14 protein-coding genes and 1 riboswitch are annotated in these 19122 nt (G+C 47.1%); of the genes, 10 read left to right on the top strand and 4 right to left on the bottom strand.

Translation table 11 applies throughout. From position 1 onward, the window contains the following. Positions 1–53: 53 nt before the first annotated feature. Complete coding sequence (locus tag NNL21_RS00140) at positions 54–848, bottom strand: ABC transporter permease (RefSeq protein WP_204815391.1); 795 nt, start codon at positions 846–848, stop codon at positions 54–56. Continuing rightward, on the bottom strand, positions 845–1618 hold the full coding sequence (locus NNL21_RS00135; RefSeq protein ID WP_204815390.1) for an ABC transporter permease: 774 nt from the start codon (positions 1616–1618) through the stop codon (positions 845–847). Before NNL21_RS00135 ends, NNL21_RS00140 begins: the two co-directional genes overlap by 4 nt. Positions 1619–2132: 514 nt before the next feature. On the opposite strand from NNL21_RS00135, the gene NNL21_RS00130 reads away from it, so the two are divergent. Further along, complete coding sequence (locus tag NNL21_RS00130; RefSeq protein WP_204815389.1) at positions 2133–4943, top strand: glucosidase family protein; 2811 nt, start codon at positions 2133–2135, stop codon at positions 4941–4943. Positions 4944–4999: 56 nt separating this feature from the next. Here the strand turns inward: NNL21_RS00130 and NNL21_RS00125 are convergent, their stop codons facing one another. Continuing rightward, positions 5000–6607 (bottom strand): S-layer homology domain-containing protein, encoded by a 1608-nt coding sequence (locus NNL21_RS00125; protein ID WP_256554977.1) that lies wholly within the window; start codon positions 6605–6607, stop codon positions 5000–5002. Between the two features lie 488 nt (positions 6608–7095). On the opposite strand from NNL21_RS00125, the gene NNL21_RS00120 reads away from it, so the two are divergent. The 4 genes from NNL21_RS00120 to NNL21_RS00105 all read left to right on the top strand — a co-directional run bounded on the left by NNL21_RS00120 (position 7096) and on the right by NNL21_RS00105 (position 12171). Continuing rightward, positions 7096–7833, top strand: a complete 738-nt coding sequence (locus tag NNL21_RS00120) for a hypothetical protein (protein WP_204815388.1) — start codon at positions 7096–7098, stop codon at positions 7831–7833. 12 nt (positions 7834–7845) lie between these two features. Further along, a complete protein-coding gene (locus tag NNL21_RS00115; RefSeq protein ID WP_204815387.1) occupies positions 7846–9534 on the top strand; it encodes a vWA domain-containing protein in 1689 nt (562 codons plus the stop codon). Between the two features lie 22 nt (positions 9535–9556). Continuing rightward, positions 9557–10696 carry a toxic anion resistance protein gene (locus tag NNL21_RS00110; RefSeq protein ID WP_204815386.1) on the top strand — a complete coding sequence of 380 codons (1140 nt, stop codon included), beginning with the start codon at positions 9557–9559 and terminating at the stop codon, positions 10694–10696. Between the two features lie 237 nt (positions 10697–10933). Continuing rightward, a riboswitch (FMN riboswitch) is annotated at positions 10934–11081 on the top strand. A 121-nt stretch (positions 11082–11202) separates the two neighbouring features. Continuing rightward, positions 11203–12171: a DMT family transporter gene (locus tag NNL21_RS00105; RefSeq protein ID WP_204815385.1), complete on the top strand. Its 969-nt coding sequence runs from the start codon at positions 11203–11205 to the stop codon at positions 12169–12171. 100 nt (positions 12172–12271) lie between these two features. Here the strand turns inward: NNL21_RS00105 and NNL21_RS00100 are convergent, their stop codons facing one another. Further along, the gene (locus NNL21_RS00100) at positions 12272–12886 is read right to left on the bottom strand and encodes a uridine kinase family protein (RefSeq protein WP_204815384.1); all 615 of its coding nucleotides are present in this window, start codon (positions 12884–12886) and stop codon (positions 12272–12274) included. A gap of 363 nt (positions 12887–13249) precedes the next feature. On the opposite strand from NNL21_RS00100, the gene NNL21_RS00095 reads away from it, so the two are divergent. From NNL21_RS00095 to NNL21_RS00075, 5 genes are all read left to right on the top strand, one after another. Continuing rightward, entirely contained in the window at positions 13250–13735 is a 486-nt protein-coding gene (locus tag NNL21_RS00095; protein ID WP_204815383.1) for an OsmC family protein, read from the top strand. Continuing rightward, on the top strand, positions 13732–15357 hold the full coding sequence (locus tag NNL21_RS00090; protein WP_204815382.1) for a sodium:solute symporter family protein: 1626 nt from the start codon (positions 13732–13734) through the stop codon (positions 15355–15357). The genes NNL21_RS00095 and NNL21_RS00090 overlap by 4 nt, the downstream gene beginning before the upstream one ends. 274 nt (positions 15358–15631) lie before the next feature. Next, complete coding sequence (locus NNL21_RS00085; RefSeq protein ID WP_204815381.1) at positions 15632–16243, top strand: DUF998 domain-containing protein; 612 nt, start codon at positions 15632–15634, stop codon at positions 16241–16243. Positions 16244–16383: 140 nt separating this feature from the next. Further along, positions 16384–16821, top strand: coding sequence for a YciI family protein (locus NNL21_RS00080; protein ID WP_204815380.1), 438 nt, complete (start codon positions 16384–16386; stop codon positions 16819–16821). A 307-nt stretch (positions 16822–17128) separates the two neighbouring features. Further along, positions 17129–18616, top strand: a complete 1488-nt coding sequence (locus tag NNL21_RS00075) for a serine hydrolase domain-containing protein (RefSeq protein ID WP_204815379.1) — start codon at positions 17129–17131, stop codon at positions 18614–18616. Positions 18617–19122 lie beyond the last annotated feature (506 nt).

Genomic DNA, 19122 nt, shown 5'->3' with positions numbered 1-19122 from the left:
TCTGAAATGAATTGAGATTAGGGACGCTATTTCCGGTTGAGGCCAACGCTCATTTATGTGCCCGTGCTCTGGTAATGCATGATCCCGTGACGCCAGAGCCGCAGTGCGCCGATGAGCAGCAGAAGTGCGAGGAGCATCGTGGCCGGCATTGTCCATAAGCCGATTTCGCCGCGAATAATGTGCATAGCCGGTACAAAGCTCGTAAATCCCATTGGCAGCACGGTGAGCAGAATGAGCCGCATCCATCCAGGGTAAATCGTAAGCGGATAATTGCAAGCGTTCGTCGTGGCATCGTCCGTGATGCGCCGTAGATCGTCGATGCGATGGGTCCAGAAGCCCACAGCTGCAGTGCTTAGACCAAAGGCGAACGTAAGGACTGAACCGCTTAGGATGGCTGGAACGGTCTTGAGAAGCGCTAGACGCCAATCGATTTGTCCTGCAGCATCCAGCTGCTTTAAGCATATGGTGAGGATCAAGCTGCCGAGTATAAGTTCTCCGAGCATGGGGCGGAATTGGCGCGTCATGAGCACGAGCAGTACTGGAACCGGTCGAAGCAGCAGCTGGTCGAGCATGCCATCGATCAGGTATTTCTCAAAGCCGTTTACCTCGGATGCAAACATGCGGTATAAAGCCCGGTTGAACATCATCAGTGCAAAGAGATAGCCGACCTCATAGACGTTCCAACCGCCAATTCCGCCGAATTTTTGGATTACAGTGGCTACCATCAGAAATTCGAGCCCGAATATACCAAAAACCATCAGGGTCGAAAAAGCGAAATTGAACTTATACTGCATCTGACCGCGTAAGCTGGCGGCTGCAAGCTTGACATATAGGTGAATCCAACTCATCCGCCCTGCACCTCCAGACGACGCCGAAGGATACGCGTTAGAGCAATGGAGAGCAATGTTAGAGCAATCGACCATGAAGCTGAGATGATCAGGGTGGAGGGGCCGTTCATTTCCATGTAGAGACGTGTCGGAATGTACTGCAAGCATGGATAAGGGGAGAACATGCTGATTGGCCTGAGCCAACCGGGCAGCCATTCTATGGGGATGAAGAAGCCGGACAGCAGTGAGCTAACCGACCAGTTCAACGACCCGAGCCACCGCGACTCGGTCGTCCACAGTGCAACAACTCCGATCACATAGCTGATACACATCGAGATGTAAGCTCCGAAGAAGATGGCCAGCAGTGTCCACAGCCACGTTTCGGGGCGCTCCGGTATTCGAATGCCGAGAAGAAGCATGTATACGAGGTAGATCGGAATGGTAGCGTATAGAAACTGATAGTAGATTTTACCGAATTCCTTGCTTGCCATGTACGTAAAGAAGGGAAGGGGCCTCATCAGCTCCACCGAAATTTGGCCCGTCCGCACCAATCCGTCGATTCCAAGACTGTTCGTCGTAAATATCGTCCATAAGCAAGCTTGATTGAAGGCGATGTAGCTGAGCATGCCGTACATACCGTATTGACCGAGCGATTGATTGTCCCCGACTCCGATCCATATGCAGGCGTATACGTAACCGATCGCGATGCTGGCAATGGTTCTCATGATGTGTGCACTCCGGTAAAGTAAATTTTGCGCATAAGCTTTACGGGCGACTGTAAGGGAAAGCATGTGCACCTCCAATAAAATGTTGTAGTGACGGGCAGGATAGAGCTGTATGAAGCAACAACATCTAGAATAAGGAATATTTTAGAAAAAGACTAGACTGTTTCTTTTCCGTGGTTTATACTAATATCATAGAAGGCGAGGACACTCGTCTCTAGCTTAAAATTTGTCTAAAATCGACCTCTCGACTTCGCTAATGCGTAGTCTTTTTTTCGTTCTGATGTACTTTTTCTGGGAGCTGCTGTTACTGCAGCTCCTTTTTCTATGCCGTAACGTAATCCGATCCGCATCCAATACCATCGATCAATTGTCGCTGATTGACGAATGAGAGTCATGCCAAAGAGAGATCTCAAGATAATGGTTTACCTTCTCACGAATGTACGATAATCTTTAGTTTGTATTGTCAATTAATCCTTTAATAGGGAGGGATTTGGTGTTCGCGTAAGAGTTCTGCTTCGTCATCGTTGTAAGATGAATGGACATCTATCGATTCTAATTTCGGAAGGAGAATATCAGCCGTATGAAAAAAACGCGTGGTATCCTGTCGAAGATTACATTAGTATCTGTAATGCTTCTTTATCCAAACGGATCACTGGCTAGTGCTAATGCCACAGAAGCGATTATCATTCCAAAACCAGCAAATGATGATCCAAGCAGCGGCTTCTTTACCACCTCATCACCGGTTATCACAGATCATTCCAATATGTTCTGGTCGATCTATGGAATTGATGAATATCCGGATGAGGATATTCCAGGATCCCGTTACGGCGACAATTCGGCCTGGACAGAATGGGATTCCATGAAATTTAGTTGGACGGGTTATCAGGATCTGCGCAGCCATGTCAAACAATACTTAGATCGATCGATTAAAATCAATGGATATAACCAAATGGGGGAGCAGCCCAATGGTTACATCTGGTCATGGGCGACACAAGAGCGCTGGCCGGACGGTTCCTACCACTATGATCAAATCCCTAGACTCATCAACGCTATTTATAATGTTTATACATGGACGAAGGACGACAGTTTCTTAAGCAAAATGCTGCCCAAGGCAGAGTTTGTCATGGATAACTATCTTCTTGGTCATATGGAAGGCGACAGCGGCGTGCTGACGATCCAGGATGCGAGCAATGACGGCACGACAAGCTCCCATCCGAGCAATTACTGGGATCAAGCGAGATACGGCTATCAAGATGCATGGACCAACGCGGCATTCTACACCGCATTGAACAACCTGGCCGATCTGGAACGCGCGCACGGAAACGTGGTGAAGCAGGGGGAATATCAAGCGTTGGCGGATGCGTTCCCAGACCGATATGACAGCGCTTTCTGGAATGAAGAGAAGAACCGGTACATCGGCTGGAGAGATGTTAGCGGAGCCGCGCATGATTATGGCTTTACGTACATCAATACCGAAGCATTGACCCGTGGTCTGGGAGATGCAAACAAGGCGTATCAGATCTACGATTGGATCTCTAGCGGGGCGGCACAGCCGACCACAGGAGGCGCACATGTTGGCAGCACTGACGTATATCAGCTCATCGTCGCTCCCCGCACCAATACGGAGGACATCCCTGATCATGACAATGATGGCTGGTCTGATCCTCCTACTGGGCCCAGACCCTATGGAGAAGGACTTCCCGATGGGGGAGCAGCGATGTGGACATCCTATTATGATATTATGGCCCGGTTGAAATATTTGGACGCGGATAACGCCTTTGACCGCTATAATGCGATGTTAAGCAGAGTCGCGTCTGATTCCAAACGGCTTACCTTCAATCCGAACCAGGGAAGATTCTATAATGATTTTGGCGAGAGCCTGGTTGAGGTAGGAACGAATTCTCCATTCCCCGAGTCGGGAATTGCACTTCTGCCTTATATTAATGGGTTCATTGGCGCGAATGCAGATATCGACGGTTTGCACCTATCGCCCAATTTCCCTATTGCACTCTTGCACGCTGGCGTCAAACAAATGAACTATGCCGGCCATCCCATAACCGTTCAAGTGAACCGGGGCGACGTTGTAAGTGGCAGCGAGGCGCATGACGCGGCTGTTATTGTGAGCCAGAACCATGCAGCTTCCCAAGCCTTCCATCCTTCAGAGAGCTTTGATGAAATCGGGCTATATGTGGAACCCTACCAAACCGATCGGGCTGAGATCATCATCGAACTGGAGAAACAAGTCCATAACGGGTGGAGGCGAGTTGCTTCTGAGTACATGGGGGACCTGACGCGTGCGGATTGGGTTTATATGGCCGTACCCAAGCAGGAGAATGATTCTGTATATCGCATCCGTGTGAATAGCGTAACGGGGTCTACAGCATGGTATTTCCAACAAACGGAGAGCTCGGATGGCAGCGCGACGTCGAGGAATCAATCATTAGCGGGGAAATTCATGTACCGTGTTATTAACGGTGAGCAGACAGCGGTACATCAGCAGGATCAATCCAACAAGACGGACAAAGCTAATCATAAATTAGGGCAATCCTTCATTACCGATGTTCCAATGAGCCGCGTCGGGATTAAAGTCGATACACCTTCGGAAGGGAGATACGCCTACACAGTATCGTTGTATAAGAAGGAGAATGGCAAGTGGTATCCCAAAGCAGTGAAGAACGTTCGAAACTTACCAGGGAATCAGAACACGAACCAGAAGGTCAATCCGGGGCCGACCGAAGTCGTTCTTAGCTTCTCAACTCAGCAGCCAGGTGAGTATAAGGTGGAGCTAAGCAATCAAGAAGGAGCTGTCGGTTGGCTGCGTGATACGCAAGCAGCGGGAGTGAACGGCTTTGAAGCCTTGTCGGATAATCAAACTGTACCGGATCAAAGGTGGTATAAGGTTTACCGCGGACACTATCAAATCGTCATACCTGAACTTCAGGTGGATACAATGATTGATGCGGGGGAAACATATTCCATCACGGATGTGGTTCCGATTATCGAACCAGCTCCCATTACTCGCATCCCTGAACCGCTGTCGCAAGGATCCACTCTGGGACAGAGCTTTACTTCGGAGAGCAGGTTCAATACAATCATTCTCAATACGCCAACCTGGACGAATCAAGATTCCGGGTATACCGTAACATTAAAGAACGGTGGGCCGAACGGTGAAGTCTTATACACAACTGAAATCGTGAATGCCATCGATGGGGAAGACACGATCAACGTAGGGCTGCAGGAGCCTGGGGTTTACTACGCTGAAATTAGCAACCCCTACAAGTCGATCGGTTGGTGGACCGTAGATGATGTATCCCCCGGCGGGAATGCGTTCTTCAATGGTTTTCCTATTCTTGATCTAGATCGCGAGATGAAAGTGAAATTCGTCGAATAACGTTTAAGGGAAGAAGAGAAGAGAGTCGGCTTACAAGTGAACCGACTCTCTTCGTTTCAGAAGCTGTACCCATAGAATTTCTCTGCATTGCTTAGGCTAGCCCAAATATCCGAGCCTTCACTGCCTACATACCAATAAGCAAACCCTGCAAGTGATTCATGGATTGCCAATTCATATTTGCCACTTAATGAACGTCCATCTTCTACCCAGATATAATGCGCAATTCCGTTCTTCGTATACTTCACCGTATACTGACCAAGCTTGGAATCCCATATAGGCCGCGCTGAGTGGGCAAGGATCCGGTTATTCTGCTCCAGGAGAGAGATGAAATCCGTGGAAATGATATTCCCTTGAGTACCCACGGACCAATCCTTATTGTAGAGCGGCAATCCCAGGATCACTTTTTCATTAGGGACTTCTTGCAGCAGTATATTCAGACCGTTTGCTACATAAGGCAGAGAAGAATTAGAACCGGCTTCCGGGCTTCCGTTATAATGCTCATCATAGCCCATCAGAATGATATAATCCGCAGACTGGCCGAGTGCGTAATAATTGAACGCATCCGTCCAATCCGTTCCCAGATCGGGGGAAACGTTAACCGCCAGCGTAGAGCCATTAGCATGAAGCTTGGAGCTTAGTTCTTTGATAAAAGCTGTCAGTGATGCCCGATCCTCCGGGACAACATTTTCAAAATCTATATTTAGTCCATCCAAGCTGTATTTTTTGACAATCGCCAATAAATTATTTATGGCTGTAGTCCGCATAGAAGAATTCGATAATATGCGGTGCGTTAGACTGGCATCACTCCGATTACCAACCATTGCCCACACCGCTTTATTATGTTTCTTCGCCCACGTTACGAGCGAGTAATCCGTCGTATCTGTTATCGCGCCCGATTCCGCTAAGAAATACCACCTTGGAGATAAGGTGTTCACATTGGATTGGAGTACGGTTTGTTCATATTGCGCAGTTGTTTGGTTATACTGCCATCCCAGTTGAATGGTGGAGCGAGCCTTACGGTTAAGCTCGGCAGCCCAGCTCTTATTTTGCAGTACCCGATGTATTATTACTGCGGTCTCTTGCCGGCTAATCGGAGCATTCGGACGAAATCTTCCGTTATCGTCGCCTTTCACCAAACCCAGTCTTTGTGCGGATGCGACGGAAGCTTCTGCCCAAGCTGCAATCAAGCTAGCATCATTAAATACCGCTGTGTCATTATGATCCGCAGCGGATTGCTTTAAGGCACGTATGATCAGAACAGCTGCCTCTTGCCTCGTTACCTTCTTCCCTGGAGCAAATGAATATGAGCTGACGCCTTCAGCTAAACCAAGCTGTACCGCTGCTTGAACTCCCCCGTAATACCAAGCGCTCTTAGCTACATCCGTGAACGGCGTGATGAGACTGTTTACTGACTTTAGTCCGAGCAGCCGATTAAGTATGGTTATAAATTCAGCACGGGAAATCGGCTTGGTCGGAGAGAAGGTGTATGCCGATGTGCCTGTTATAATATTTTTCTTATATAAATCGATGATTTCTTGTCTAGCAAAGCTTCCAGAAATATCGTTAAACGGCGTTGCGCCGCCGCTGGCCGAAGCAGGACGCAGGTTATTACTGAACAAGCTCAGAAATACGACTGCCGCCACGATCATTCTATTCCATCTCACGAAAATAATCCCCTTCTAATCGGAAGAGCCCGAATCCTTCCTATCTTATCAAAGTTCCTTTTCGCACACATGGTCAAAATATTGGCAGTTTACGAGAGTTTCTTTATCGAATATTGTCGCTAAATTGCTACATATGGTACAATTTTCAAGTCACGGAGTCATTTGTATGCAGAAGAACATAAGATGAGGATATACGAGGCCGGCATTTGTCCGGAGTCACAATCTTGATCTCGGACGGCGTTAGCTGTTGGCCTAGCATCTCTCTTCCCGAAGACGTGATAGGACATAGGGGCGTTGAAAGAACTGCAAGCGGCTGAAGAAAATACTGGAACGCGAGGGGAATAGATCCGTATCAGTATTTTATTACAATCGCCAAAGCAGCCGTTCTTACTTTGTTCATAAGGGGACATTCGTCGTTGACCTGTCGGTGGCAGTGCTAGGCATCCGGGATGGAGCAGCATTCCTATTGGAGATTGGAGGTACAGGTGTTGAGTGTTACAAAGTACATAAAACTATTAGGACTTATTCTTGGTGTGGTGGTTCTGAATATCTTCGTGCTCTCTCCCGGGCTTTTAGGGGTCGAGATCGGCGGAACTGCACTTTCAACAGCAATCGGGGTAACGCTGCTGCTTGCTAGTACGCTTACTTTGATATACGGGAGTTATACCTTACTGTTTAAGCCGCCCGTTACTTTACCTGTGAAACACATCAACACGCACGAGGACTATGTGGAGGCTTTGATTCCGTTTCGACGCGTAAAGGCGCTGGAGGATGACATTACGCTGGCCTTGGAGCAGATGGATGGGATAAGGAGAAGAAAGGACACCTTGTTAAAGGTGCTCAATCAGAGATTTGTTGCAACTGAGCTGAGTTACAAGAAATTTGCATCCGTCACACAAGAGGTAGAGAAACTATTCTACCTTAATCTCAGAAGTATGCTGAACAGACTCCATGTGTTTGATGAATCGGAGTTCAAGCGTGTTATGAGTCAGAAGTCCACACGGTTCTCTCGGGAGCTTCTTCAAGAAAAGACGAATGTATATCACGAGTATCTGTCTTTCATGAAAAGTTCACTTGATTCTAATGAGGAAATCTTATTGAAGCTGGATAAGTTACTGCTGGAGATATCCCGCTTGGATAGCTTTGAGCCGGGGGATATTGAGAATATGCCTTGTATGCAGGAAATAGACACATTGATCAAGCAAACCAAATATTACAAACAGTGAGAGGTGCAAAGCATGGCAAGTAAAAGTAAATTTTTCTTATTATCCGGCCTTATCTTAGTTCTCGTGTTCGCCCTTGTTTATTTCGGGGTAAATCTGACTTCAAATATGGGGAAATCCAAAACAGAGGTTGCTTCGGAGGATGCAGGCAAGAAGCTGAGCAAGCTATACTCCAACCTCTCGATTACAACAGAAGCGCCCGTGAAGGGACAGATCGACCTTAACCCTGCTGATGTTGCGGAGTCACTGCCGGATATCTCCAAATTCCCAATAACCGTAGAGAACACGTCTGACAATTTTGTTGAGATCTTCTCTTCGACAGAGAAGTCGGGCACAGGTGTAGACGGCTGGTTAACTGAAGTTGCGACTGAGTTTAACAAGGCTGGTATTCAAGTCAACGGGAAACCTGCATCGGTTAAGATTCGTAATATCGCATCCGGTACAGCCGCCGACTACATCAAATCCGGAAAATATGTACCCGATGCATTCACACCTTCGAACGAGTTATGGGGCGAAATGGTTAAGGCAAGCGGTGTTAAGACTGAGCTTGTTACGAAGCGTCTCGTCGGGAATGTACCGGGTATTGTCATCGTCAAGGCAAAATACGATGCGTTAGTGGATAAGTATGGGGCGGTGAATGTCAAAACCGTTACCGAAGCGATCGCGAATAATGAATTTGCGATGGGGTATACGGATCCCTTTGCCAGCTCCACGGGCTTAAACTTTCTCGTAACAGCGCTCAATACGTTCGACAGCTCCAATATATTGGGCGATCAAGCTGTGCAAGGATTTGAGAAGTTTCAAGCGAATGTGCCCTTTATTGCGTCAACGACGATACAAATGCGCGATGCAGCGAAGTCAGGTATGCTTGACGGATTTGTTTTGGAATATCAAACCTTTGTCAACGCAGCAGACTTGAAGAGCAGCTATGTGTTCACTCCATTCGGTGTACGGCATGACAGTCCATTGTATGCTTTGGGAGACCTGCCTCAGTCAAAATTAGACATCATGCAGGAGTTTGCGGACTTTGTTTCGCAAGATAAGTATCAGAAATCAGCGAAGGAGAACGGCTTTAATAGTTTGGAGGACTATAAATCCGAGCTTGCGGCTGTAGATGGAAACCTCTTATCTTCGGCGCAGAAATTGTGGAAAGAAAAGAAGAACGGCAGCAAACCGATTACGGCTGTTTTTGTTACCGATGTTTCCGGAAGCATGGCAGGAGAGCCATTGAACCGCTTGAAAGAGTCGTTGTTGAAGGGGCAGAAGTATCTGGGGAAAGACAATAGTATCGGTCTTGTTTCCTATTCAAGCGATGTCTCCATCAATTTGCCTATCGCCAAGTACGATACGAATCAGCAGTCCATGTTCGTTGGCGCTGTGAACAGTCTCCAGGCAAACGGGGGGACGGCTACCTTCGATGGAATTGTCGTAGCTCTAAAAATGCTTCAAGACGAATTGGCCATTAATCCCGCAAGCAAGCCGATCATCTTCGTCTTAAGCGACGGTGAGACGAATGAGGGTTACTCCTTGAATGATATCCAGGGGTTAATTGAGACCTATAAGGTTCCTATATATACGATCGGGTATAACGCGAATATTGATGCGCTGCAAAGGATTTCAAGTATCAATGAGGCGGCTAGCATTAATGCAGATACCGATGACGTTGTCTACAAAATTGGGAACTTGTTTAACGTTCAGATGTAACTCAAACCAAGGGGGGATTACAATGTCATTCACAATGGAGATTCCAAGCCAAGAGGAGATCAAGGTCGCGATCGAAGAGCAGGTGAAGCCTGTTCCCGAGGAACTAGCCAAGCTCAAAGAAGCGGCGGATAATAACGTCGCGGCGATTATGGCGCTGGATGTCGAGTCGCTCGATAAACGGAAAGAAATTCTGCAATCCATCGATATGTTCGGTCTGAATACAATGAGGATGTCCTCAGATAAAAATACGCTGCTTCAGGTTTCGGTAGGGAATCTCTCCAAAACCGGAGACGATGGCGGTCAAGTAGCCAAGGGACTAACCGAGCTGCATATTCAACTGAAGGATTTGGATCCGAGCGTCGTAGACTTTGCTAAGACTGGATTTCTCGGCAAGCTGTTCAATCCGCTTCGCGCTTACTTCCTCAAGTATCAGAAAGCCGATGCCGTGATCGCGGATATTGTGGTCTCACTAGATAAGGGGAAGTCCACCCTCAAGAACGACAACACTACATTGGAGATCGAACAGCAGACGCTCCGGGACTTGACCAAACGGCTTCAAAAGGAGATTCAACTCGGGGTCTTGATGGATGAGTCAATCGAAGCACAAATTGAAGCAGCTAAGCTTCGCAATGAAGACCCTAACAAGATCCGTTTCATCACGGAGGAAGTGCTGTTCCCGCTGCGTCAGCGGGTGATGGATCTGCAGCAGATGCTGGTCGTCAACCAACAGGGGATTATGGCCATTGAAGTTGTCATCCGGAACAACAAAGAGCTAATTCGCGGCGTAGACAGAGCCAAGAATGTGACGATTTCGGCATTGAAGATTTCAGTAACTGTCGCCAGTGCGCTCTATAATCAGAAGATTGTCCTGAAGAAGATCGAGCTCTTAAACCAAACCACGAACGAATTGATCGCCGGCACTTCCAGAATGTTGAAGAGTCAAGGAGCTGAGATTCATAAGCAATCGCTTGAAGCCAGCATCTCCGTAGACACGCTGAAGCAAGCCTTTACGGATGTGTTGTCGGCTCTGGATTCGATCAGCACCTACAAGCAGGAAGCCCTGCCCAAAATGCGCGAAACGATCACGCAGTTCAGGGAATTGGCTGATAATGGCGAGAAGCAGATTGTACGTCTGGAGAAAGGCCATAAGTTGGGAATTTAAGAGGAGTCTATTCAAAAGTCGCGGAAACCGCGGCTTTTTTAATTATTTTATCGGTAAACCAACACTTTGTTTATGGATACGTCTTATAAGATAAATACATCAACCCATGGAAAGTATGACATACAGGAACGTAATCGCTTGAGAGTTAACCAACCTAGTGATTGGGATGCAATGAAAATCAATGAAAACCATTTGCCAGGCCGACTGCAGCCGTGCTATTATTCAATCTATTAGAATATGAACCTTCGGGGCAGGGTGAAATTCCCTACCGGCGGTGAGGATACGTTCGTGTATCTTAAGCCCGCGACTCCCAGTCTGAATAGGCTGGGACTGACTTGGTGAAATTCCAAGGCCGACGGTATAGTCCGGATGGGAGAAGGTGAAAGACAACTTGTTAAAATTCAATTTTATACAGGTCTGTTTATCGATGCCCCCGTTGTCATTCAACGGGGGCATCGTTTCTTTCAGAAGGTTCAATTCAAAACATTCCGCAGGAGGTTTTTGAATTGGCAAATGCTTTAAAGCTTGAAAACAAGCGCACGAATTGGCATTCGTCACGCTTGGGCAGTATTAATGGGATTTGGTATGTAGCGCTTGGAGCTACCTTGTGGGGGCTGGACCCTCTCTTTCGAATTCTATTGCTAAAAAGCTTTACCTCATCACAGATCGTGTTCATCGAGCATCTGCTGTTAGCTTGTTATGCGGCACCGGTGCTAATCAGGTACCACAAGACCTTAGCCGGTAAGTTAACACTAGCAGTCATTGGCGCCTTTCTCTTCATATCTTGGGGCGGATCGGCCATAGCTACCATACTATTCACGGAAGCCTTCGCTCACGGGAGTGCAAATGCAGTCTTGCTTCTGCAGAAATTGCAGCCCTTGTTCGCCATCATTCTGGCAAGAGTAATGCTCAAGGAGACGCTGCCATCCAAATTTCCCGCGTATATACTGGTTGCGCTTCTAGGGACGTATCTATTGACGTTTGGCTTTGCTTCCCCTGAGATGGGTTTGAAGGAGCTAGGTACGTTGAGCTGCTTGTTCTCCATTTTGGCGGCATTCCTGTGGGGGGGATCGACTGTCATGGGGAAGTTCCTGCTTCAAAAAAAATTGGATTTTCCTGTCATCACTTCACTTCGGTTCTTGTTGGCTATTCCATTGGTATCACTTATTCTCTTGGTTAGCGGTGACGTCTGGCAAGTAAACGGATCTGGCGGCGAACTGACGTTGATCGCAGTAAATCTGCTGTTTCAGGCTTTTCTCCCAGGTTTGGTAAGCATGCTCCTCTATTATAAGGGACTGTCATCGACGAAGGCTTTCTTTGCAACGCTTGCGGAACTAGCTTTCCCGGCAGTGGGCGTATGCATGAACTGGTTCGTGTTTGGTCAAGAATTGACTGCTGGTCAACTCATAGGCTTCATCCTTATTTGGTTAATCCTGTGGTTAATGAGCCGCAGCAAGGAAAATACCTCAGGTTGAGACGCCGGCTATTTGAATAAGAAACTTGAATGAAACAACAGGCTGCCGCGGCAGCCTGTTGTTTTGCTATTAGGTTGTTCCCGTATCAGGCATGAGCTCGTTACATATCGATCACCAGATCGAACGATAGGGGAGGGCGAACTGCTGTAAAATAGTAGTCCTCAGCGGAATCCCATCTCGCGTGCCAGTCAGCATCGTCATGACCCTCTCTGAGATTATGTCGCTCATAGCGTGCCTGCGGAGTCACATTTATGAGCACCGTTAGATGGACGATGTCGGATATTTCAGGATGGGCGCTATAGATCCCGTCGAGAATGAGTACCTTGGCAGGTGTTTTACTGACCCAGTGAGCTGCCAAGCCGTTTCTTGTCTCAAGGGAATATGGATGGTATAGGGCTACTTTGCTTGCAAGCAAAGGCTCCAACACTTCGAAACGTACACGCTGCCAGTCAATGCATCTTCGACACTTTTGTTCGGGGGAGTATGCATCCCACTCGGAAGAAGAAATTGTCGCTGAGAAAAAATCATCACAGTGAATAACCGTCGCTTCTATGTGAGAACTCAATGCAGCGGTTAACGTAGATTTACCTGCACCGCTGCCGCCATCAATCGCCACAACCAATGGGCCATCGCAAGACATCAATTTTTGGTTAATTGCATGCACAATCATCTGTACGGCTTTCTGTGATGCAGGTGTTAATTGTCCGGGTTCCATAACAAATCACTTCCGCTCGAAAGAATTGAACGAGTCTACTACTGGAAACATACGCCATCGACAATTCGATAGCTGAAAGTGCTCCAGAGAAGTTAATCCATATCATAAACTGTCAGAGGTCCGTTAGTCGAGAATATGATTAGCGATAATCAGACTAAGATTAGTCGTTATTGCGGGAAACCGCATGTATGTGCGATTTAAAGGCATTTCTCCTAACAAGAAATGACCCTCCATTGGTAAGAATTCGCAATCTCAAACCAACTTTCGCCAAAAGAGTGATTGACCGCATCTGAAAAGTATGATATTTTCAAAAAGGCAATCCCGACTAAACGGGTAGTATTTATTAGAGTGGAGGGTATTTATATGACTGCAGTCAATCAGGAGGCAAAAACAGAGATTCGTACCATTCGCGCTTCCTCTAGACGAATAAGCCGTTTTAAAAATGACAATGAGGTCCGCGGCTTCTCGTTTTCGATCGATGAGCCTGTCAAGCTGGGCGGAACGGATACGGCACCGACCCCAATGGAATACATGCTCGGCTCCTTTAATGGATGCCTTCTCATCGTAATAGAGATGATTGCCAAGGAGATGGGGATCATCATACGGGATCTTCAAGCTGAATCAGCCGGTACGGTCGACCGCAGAGGGTTGTTCGGCACAGCCGATGTCAGCCCGCACTTTCAGGAAGTCCATAACACGGTCCTATTCGATACGGATGAATCATTGGAGCGAATCGAGCAGCTGAAGGAGCAGGTCAAGAGGAGATGTCCTGCTTACAACCTGTTCAAGGATGCAGGAATCGCGATTGAGCTGAGTTGGACGATTGCAGGAGGAGCGGAGCGGAAATGACCGATTATGGAGCTTGGATCATTGGATTTGCACTCGCGTATACGGCACTGCTGGTATTGGCGGGTCAGATCGCGAGAAAGAGAACATCTAAGTCTGGAGGATATTTTGTCGGAGGCAGAACCTTTAACAAGTGGATCGTCTGCTTCTGTATTACGGGATTGTTCTCCGGATCGACGTTTATCGCCGTTCTGGAAATGGCCTACCTGAAAGGGATTTCCGCCATCTGGTACGGAGTGGCTGAGACGATTCAGATCTTAATTATCGCCCTCATTATTATCGGGCCTTTCCGCAAGAAGATGCTGGTTACCGTCTCCGGTCTCATCGGAGATAAGTATGGCCGAAGCGCCAAAGCATTGGCCGGCGCAATAACTGCCTTTGCTTTCCCGATGTGGTCAGTAGCAACGGCGATCGCTTTCGCTTCAGCGCTGCACGTATTTACCGGCATTTCCTTGTCGTTGTCCGTTGCGTTCACGGCGATTCTCTTGTTCGCCTACCTGCAAGCGGGCGGAATGTGGTCGATTGCCTTCACCCAGACGATGAACGCCATTGTTTTTGTCATCATGTTTGCCATAGGCATCGTTGCATTCTTTATTAATCCGGGTGTGGACGGATTGCGGCAGCTGGCTGTGGATCGGCCTCAGATGTTCGAATGGGACGGGGCAGGGTTACAAGTCATTGTTGCTTGGTTCGGTACATTTTTCGTGAACGTTATTCTGGCGCAAGCTGCATTCCAGATGGCCCTGTCATGCAAAACGCCGGAGGAAGGACAGAAGGGGCTGAAGCTGGCCGCCATCTTCGGAATTCCCTTCACGCTTCTGGCTGTCCTGTTCGGCTTATCGGCCGCCGCAGTAATTCCGGATGGCAAGATGGGACTTCTCGCCCTGCCGCAATATTTGATGCAGGTGCTGCCCGCACCGCTGGTTGGTTTGTTCTTCCTTGGCATCTGGGCCTGCGCGCTTGGTTGGGGCGCTCCGTGCCAATTCTCCGGGGCCACTAGTCTAGGCCGTGATACAGGGGGCGCATTATTCCCGTCCGCGGACGAGAATCGGCTCGTCACTTACACGAAGTGGTCGCTGTTGATTCTGACCGTACTTATGATATTGTTCGGTATGCTGCGAACTGAGCAGTCGGCATGGTGGAATATTATGGCCTGGACGATTCGCAATTCCGCAACATTCGCGCCGGTAGTCGCCGCATTATTCTGGCCACAGGTGACGAGATCGGCCGTTCTCACCTCACTGGCGACGGGTTTCCTATCGGGACTTTCCTGGTATTCACTTGGTGGCTGGGATGTCAGCAAATTCTATATGAACATCCATCCCGTCTGGATCGGCATGTCAGTCAACGTCGTCACGATTGTGGTAATCACGCTGCTCGCCTCTCTTCGCTCATGGAGATTCCGGCGAATCTCCGAATCCCCAATGCACTACTTGTCATTGGCGGCCGGGATCGCTCTAACTGCGGTATTACTGTTCAACTTTGACGCGCTGCACAATAAGGGTCTTACCGGTCTTGTCATGTTCGCAGCGCTGATCGGCTACTTTATTGCAGTCATCGGCGTTCTGGATACGAATAAGCGCGTACCGGCATCCAGACAGAAGGAAGCCACCGCGGTGTCATAACCGATACGGTGGTGGATACATACAATATAAGAAATTTGTGCAGTAAACATCGGTAACGTATTTAAGCAAACATTGAAACCCTCCCTATTCTGGCAAAGCTGGAGTCGGGAGGGTTTGTCTATTATTTCATGTAATGACGAAGATTGGGTTGGGCAGTCGTTACAACAGACAGTTATTAGAAGGTTCAAATTAATGGGAGGACAAGTCCCTATGAAAAATCAGACATGCGATTAAAAGTAATGCAAGTATAAATAGACTGCTTCTGGTCGGAGGGATGGCTGCCGCGCCACTGTTCTACGCTGCCGCCATTATTCAAGCATTTACACGTACGGGGTTCGATATCAAGCGTCACGCTATCAGTTCCCTGACATTAGGTGAACTAGGGTGGATTCAGACTGTAGTTTTTATCCTCACCGGATTGTTCTCTGTAATGGCGGCCTTTGGAATACGATGCTTATTAAGAGGCGATAAGGGCGGCACGTGGGGTCCTTGGCTTATCGGAATATATGGGCTGGGAATGATAGTGGCTGGTCTATTTCACCCAGATCCCGGTCTAAGCTTCCCGGCTGGCGCCCCTGCGGATATGCCGACATCGATGAGCGGTCAAGCAGCCGTGCATTCTGCAGCATTCTTTACAGCCTTTATCTGTCTGATCGCAGCAAGCTTTGTCTTTGCACGCCGATTTACTGCGCAAGGTGAGCTTGGATGGAGCGTCTATTGTATTGCGACTGGTATCATTTCGCCATTACTTATTATTGTTGGCATGGGCATTAATAGTTGGATTGGCGTTATCATGGGAATCGCCGGAGTTGTTGCCTTCGGTTGGGTTTCGGCTCTTGCCGCGCGATTGCGCAATGAAGCATCTAAGGTACGTTCACAAAAGTAGTCGGCCGTTCCAAAATTTTATTTAACACTAGCTGTCGATTTGATCAAGAATCATTCGTCGTATAGATAGGAGCGGATTTACTTGGATATTTTTTTACTTAGGTCCGCGATGCTTCAACTAAAATTAGGAGGGAAACACCTATGAGATTCATGATGATTGTCAAGGCTACAACCGATTCAGAGGCCGGGAATAAACCCAGTCAGGAGCTTATTGAAGCTATGCAGAAATATAACGAGGAGCTTGTAAAGGCAGGCGTGCTGCTCGCTGCCGATGGATTACAACCGAGCTCAAGCGGTATCCGGATTTCATATCCAGAACCTGGAGGCAAACCGAAGGTTATTGATGGTCCTTTTACAGAAGCTAAAGAAATGATCGCAGGATATACGCTAATTGAAGTTAAATCCAAGGAAGAAGCCATTGAATGGGCGTTGCGGATGCCGGATCCTCATGGCTTTGGTCAGGGTGAGATTGAACTCAGACAGGTGTTCGAAGTGGAGGATCTAATGGACAATCCCGAAACGCTGGCGAAGGGAACAGCACTCCGCAAAACATTAGAGGAGCAGAAGAAGTGTAATTAATAAAACGGTATTGACTTCCAAACTCAATAAACGTATTTTTATAAATAGGAGATATTTGGAAGGAGCAATTGTGGATGCCAGTTAACCTGTAATGGTCATTGATTCGAGTAGTGCGGAAAAATCCTATCTCAACCAAGGGATTCGTCTGCCTATTGAGCCATTACGGGAACGCAAGGTTATCTTTCTTAAACCAAAGCGGAACCCTTCGGGTTATTCCGCTTTTTTTATTTATAAAATTTGTCTCCGATATGGGAATACTCTCTTGCGTTCCTTCTACATTTGCAACATTAATAGGAGGAATTTATTCATGAAATCACTTGAATTATCGAATAGGGAAGTTAGCTATAAATTAGTAGAATACATGAATGCGTTGGAAAGACGCGGTTATTATAACGGGTCGGTATTAGTTGCCCGGAATGGTCAAATCCTGTTGAGTCAAGGATATGGGATGGCCAGTTTTGAGCATGAAGCTGTGAATACCTCGATAACAAAATTTCGCCTTGGTGCGATCACGAAAGGGTTCACGGCCATTGCCATCCTACAGCTGCAAGAGCAGGGGAAGCTTAGCGTGGACGACTTCATCTGCCGACACCTACCGGGCTACCCAAACGGTGAGAGCATAACCATCCATCATTTGCTAAGTAATTCTTCCGGTATACCTGACTATCCCCGTATGGAGGGTTATTGGGTAAAAACGATGCGATTATTTGCAACTATTGAGGATACGTTTCAAACGTTCAAGGATCAGCCTTTAGAATACACACCGGGTGAACAGTATAGTTATAGCAGCTCTAACTATATTATTTTAAGTGCAATTATAGAAAAGGTCTCAGGACTTTCTTATAATGAATACATTTTCGAGAGAATTTGTCGGCCATTGAATATGAATAACACAGGCATAGAAGACGGTAGAAGCGTTCTCAAAGATTGTGCCTCTGGTTATTCGGTATGTAAAGAGATCTTTCGTAGCGAATTTGTGGATATGTCCATACACCTCGGTGCAGGTGCCATGTACTCGACGGTAGAAGATCTATACGTATGGGATCGTGCTCTTTACACAGAAAGGCTGATTAGTGAACGATCATTGAAAATGCTGTTCGATCAAAAGACGCCACCGTGCGGAAGCTACGGATGGATTGTCGATGAACATATTTTGAATAAAAAGGTAAGGAAACGAATCGGTCATGTGGGAAGTATGAATGGGTTTTGGGCAGACTTTAACCGATACGTCGATGATGATCTGGTCATTATCGTATTGAGCAATGTCAATCTTACGCCTGTGGAAACCATGAGCCGACGTTTGGCCCAAATTGCATATGGTGAAAGTGTCGAAGTACTCCAGGAGGTCCATCCCATAAAGCTTGATCCAAATGAGATGGAACAGTACGCAGGAATTTATGAATACGGTCGAGACGACAGCATTGTGGCTTCTTCCAAACATACCTCAGCAGATATGGAAGAGGCATTGAACCTACTTACAAGCATGAAGATTCCGGATATTGCGGTTGGACGATTCCATGCGATCTTTCAACAGTACGGCATTCATACGGACCATACAATCATCGTAATCTGCGAGAAGGGCAAATTGTATTTGTTTATGCCTAAGCAGTATCACGGTGCCTGGTTCCAATATGAATTCATTCCGGTATCTAGGGCAGCGGACTCAACGACTTGGGTAGCATTACACATTGATGAACAGGTTGTCTTCAATCATAGTTCCGGTGAGGAGATGGGTTTCATTCATCGTGATGTGAACGGGAACCAAATCTATGTACGAAGAATTCATTCGATTTGAATGGATCAGGGTAGAGTGGGTGAGGGGGCTCATATGGATCGCAGACATTTAATGAAGTTAAGGATTTTTGAATTGTTCTGTATTATTATCGTTTCTTTAATTTTAGCTGTCCTTTTGACAATTACCTTATGGTATTACCATTCTTCTGTAGTTGTTTTGAGAATATTTGTACTCATTGGTCTGTTGTCAGCAATTAGAGAAACGTTTCCATCGTATAAATGGTCCTTGTATAAAACTATTCCCTGGTTAAGAGAATTGAGAGAATACGAACACGGACGATGGAAGAGGACACTGAAGTTTCAAACGACAAATAAGACCTTCATAATGATATCCGTTGTCTTAGTTGTAATCGCCTTCGTAATACCGATGGAACAGGATCCAAGGCCTATGACACTATTTCTGGGAGATTGGATATCATTACTGTGTTGGCTTCTGGTTATGGTGATTGTAAGTTGGGTTATCAACAAAATGAAAGTTGATGCGGATGAAGGAAATAAACGTACGGT

It is taken from the genome of Paenibacillus mendelii, from assembly GCF_024498075.1.
Classification (GTDB): Bacteria; Bacillota; Bacilli; order Paenibacillales; family Paenibacillaceae; genus Paenibacillus_Z; species Paenibacillus_Z mendelii.
The sequence above is the reverse complement of the archived record's forward strand: the minus strand, read 5'-3'. Positions and strand labels throughout refer to the sequence as shown.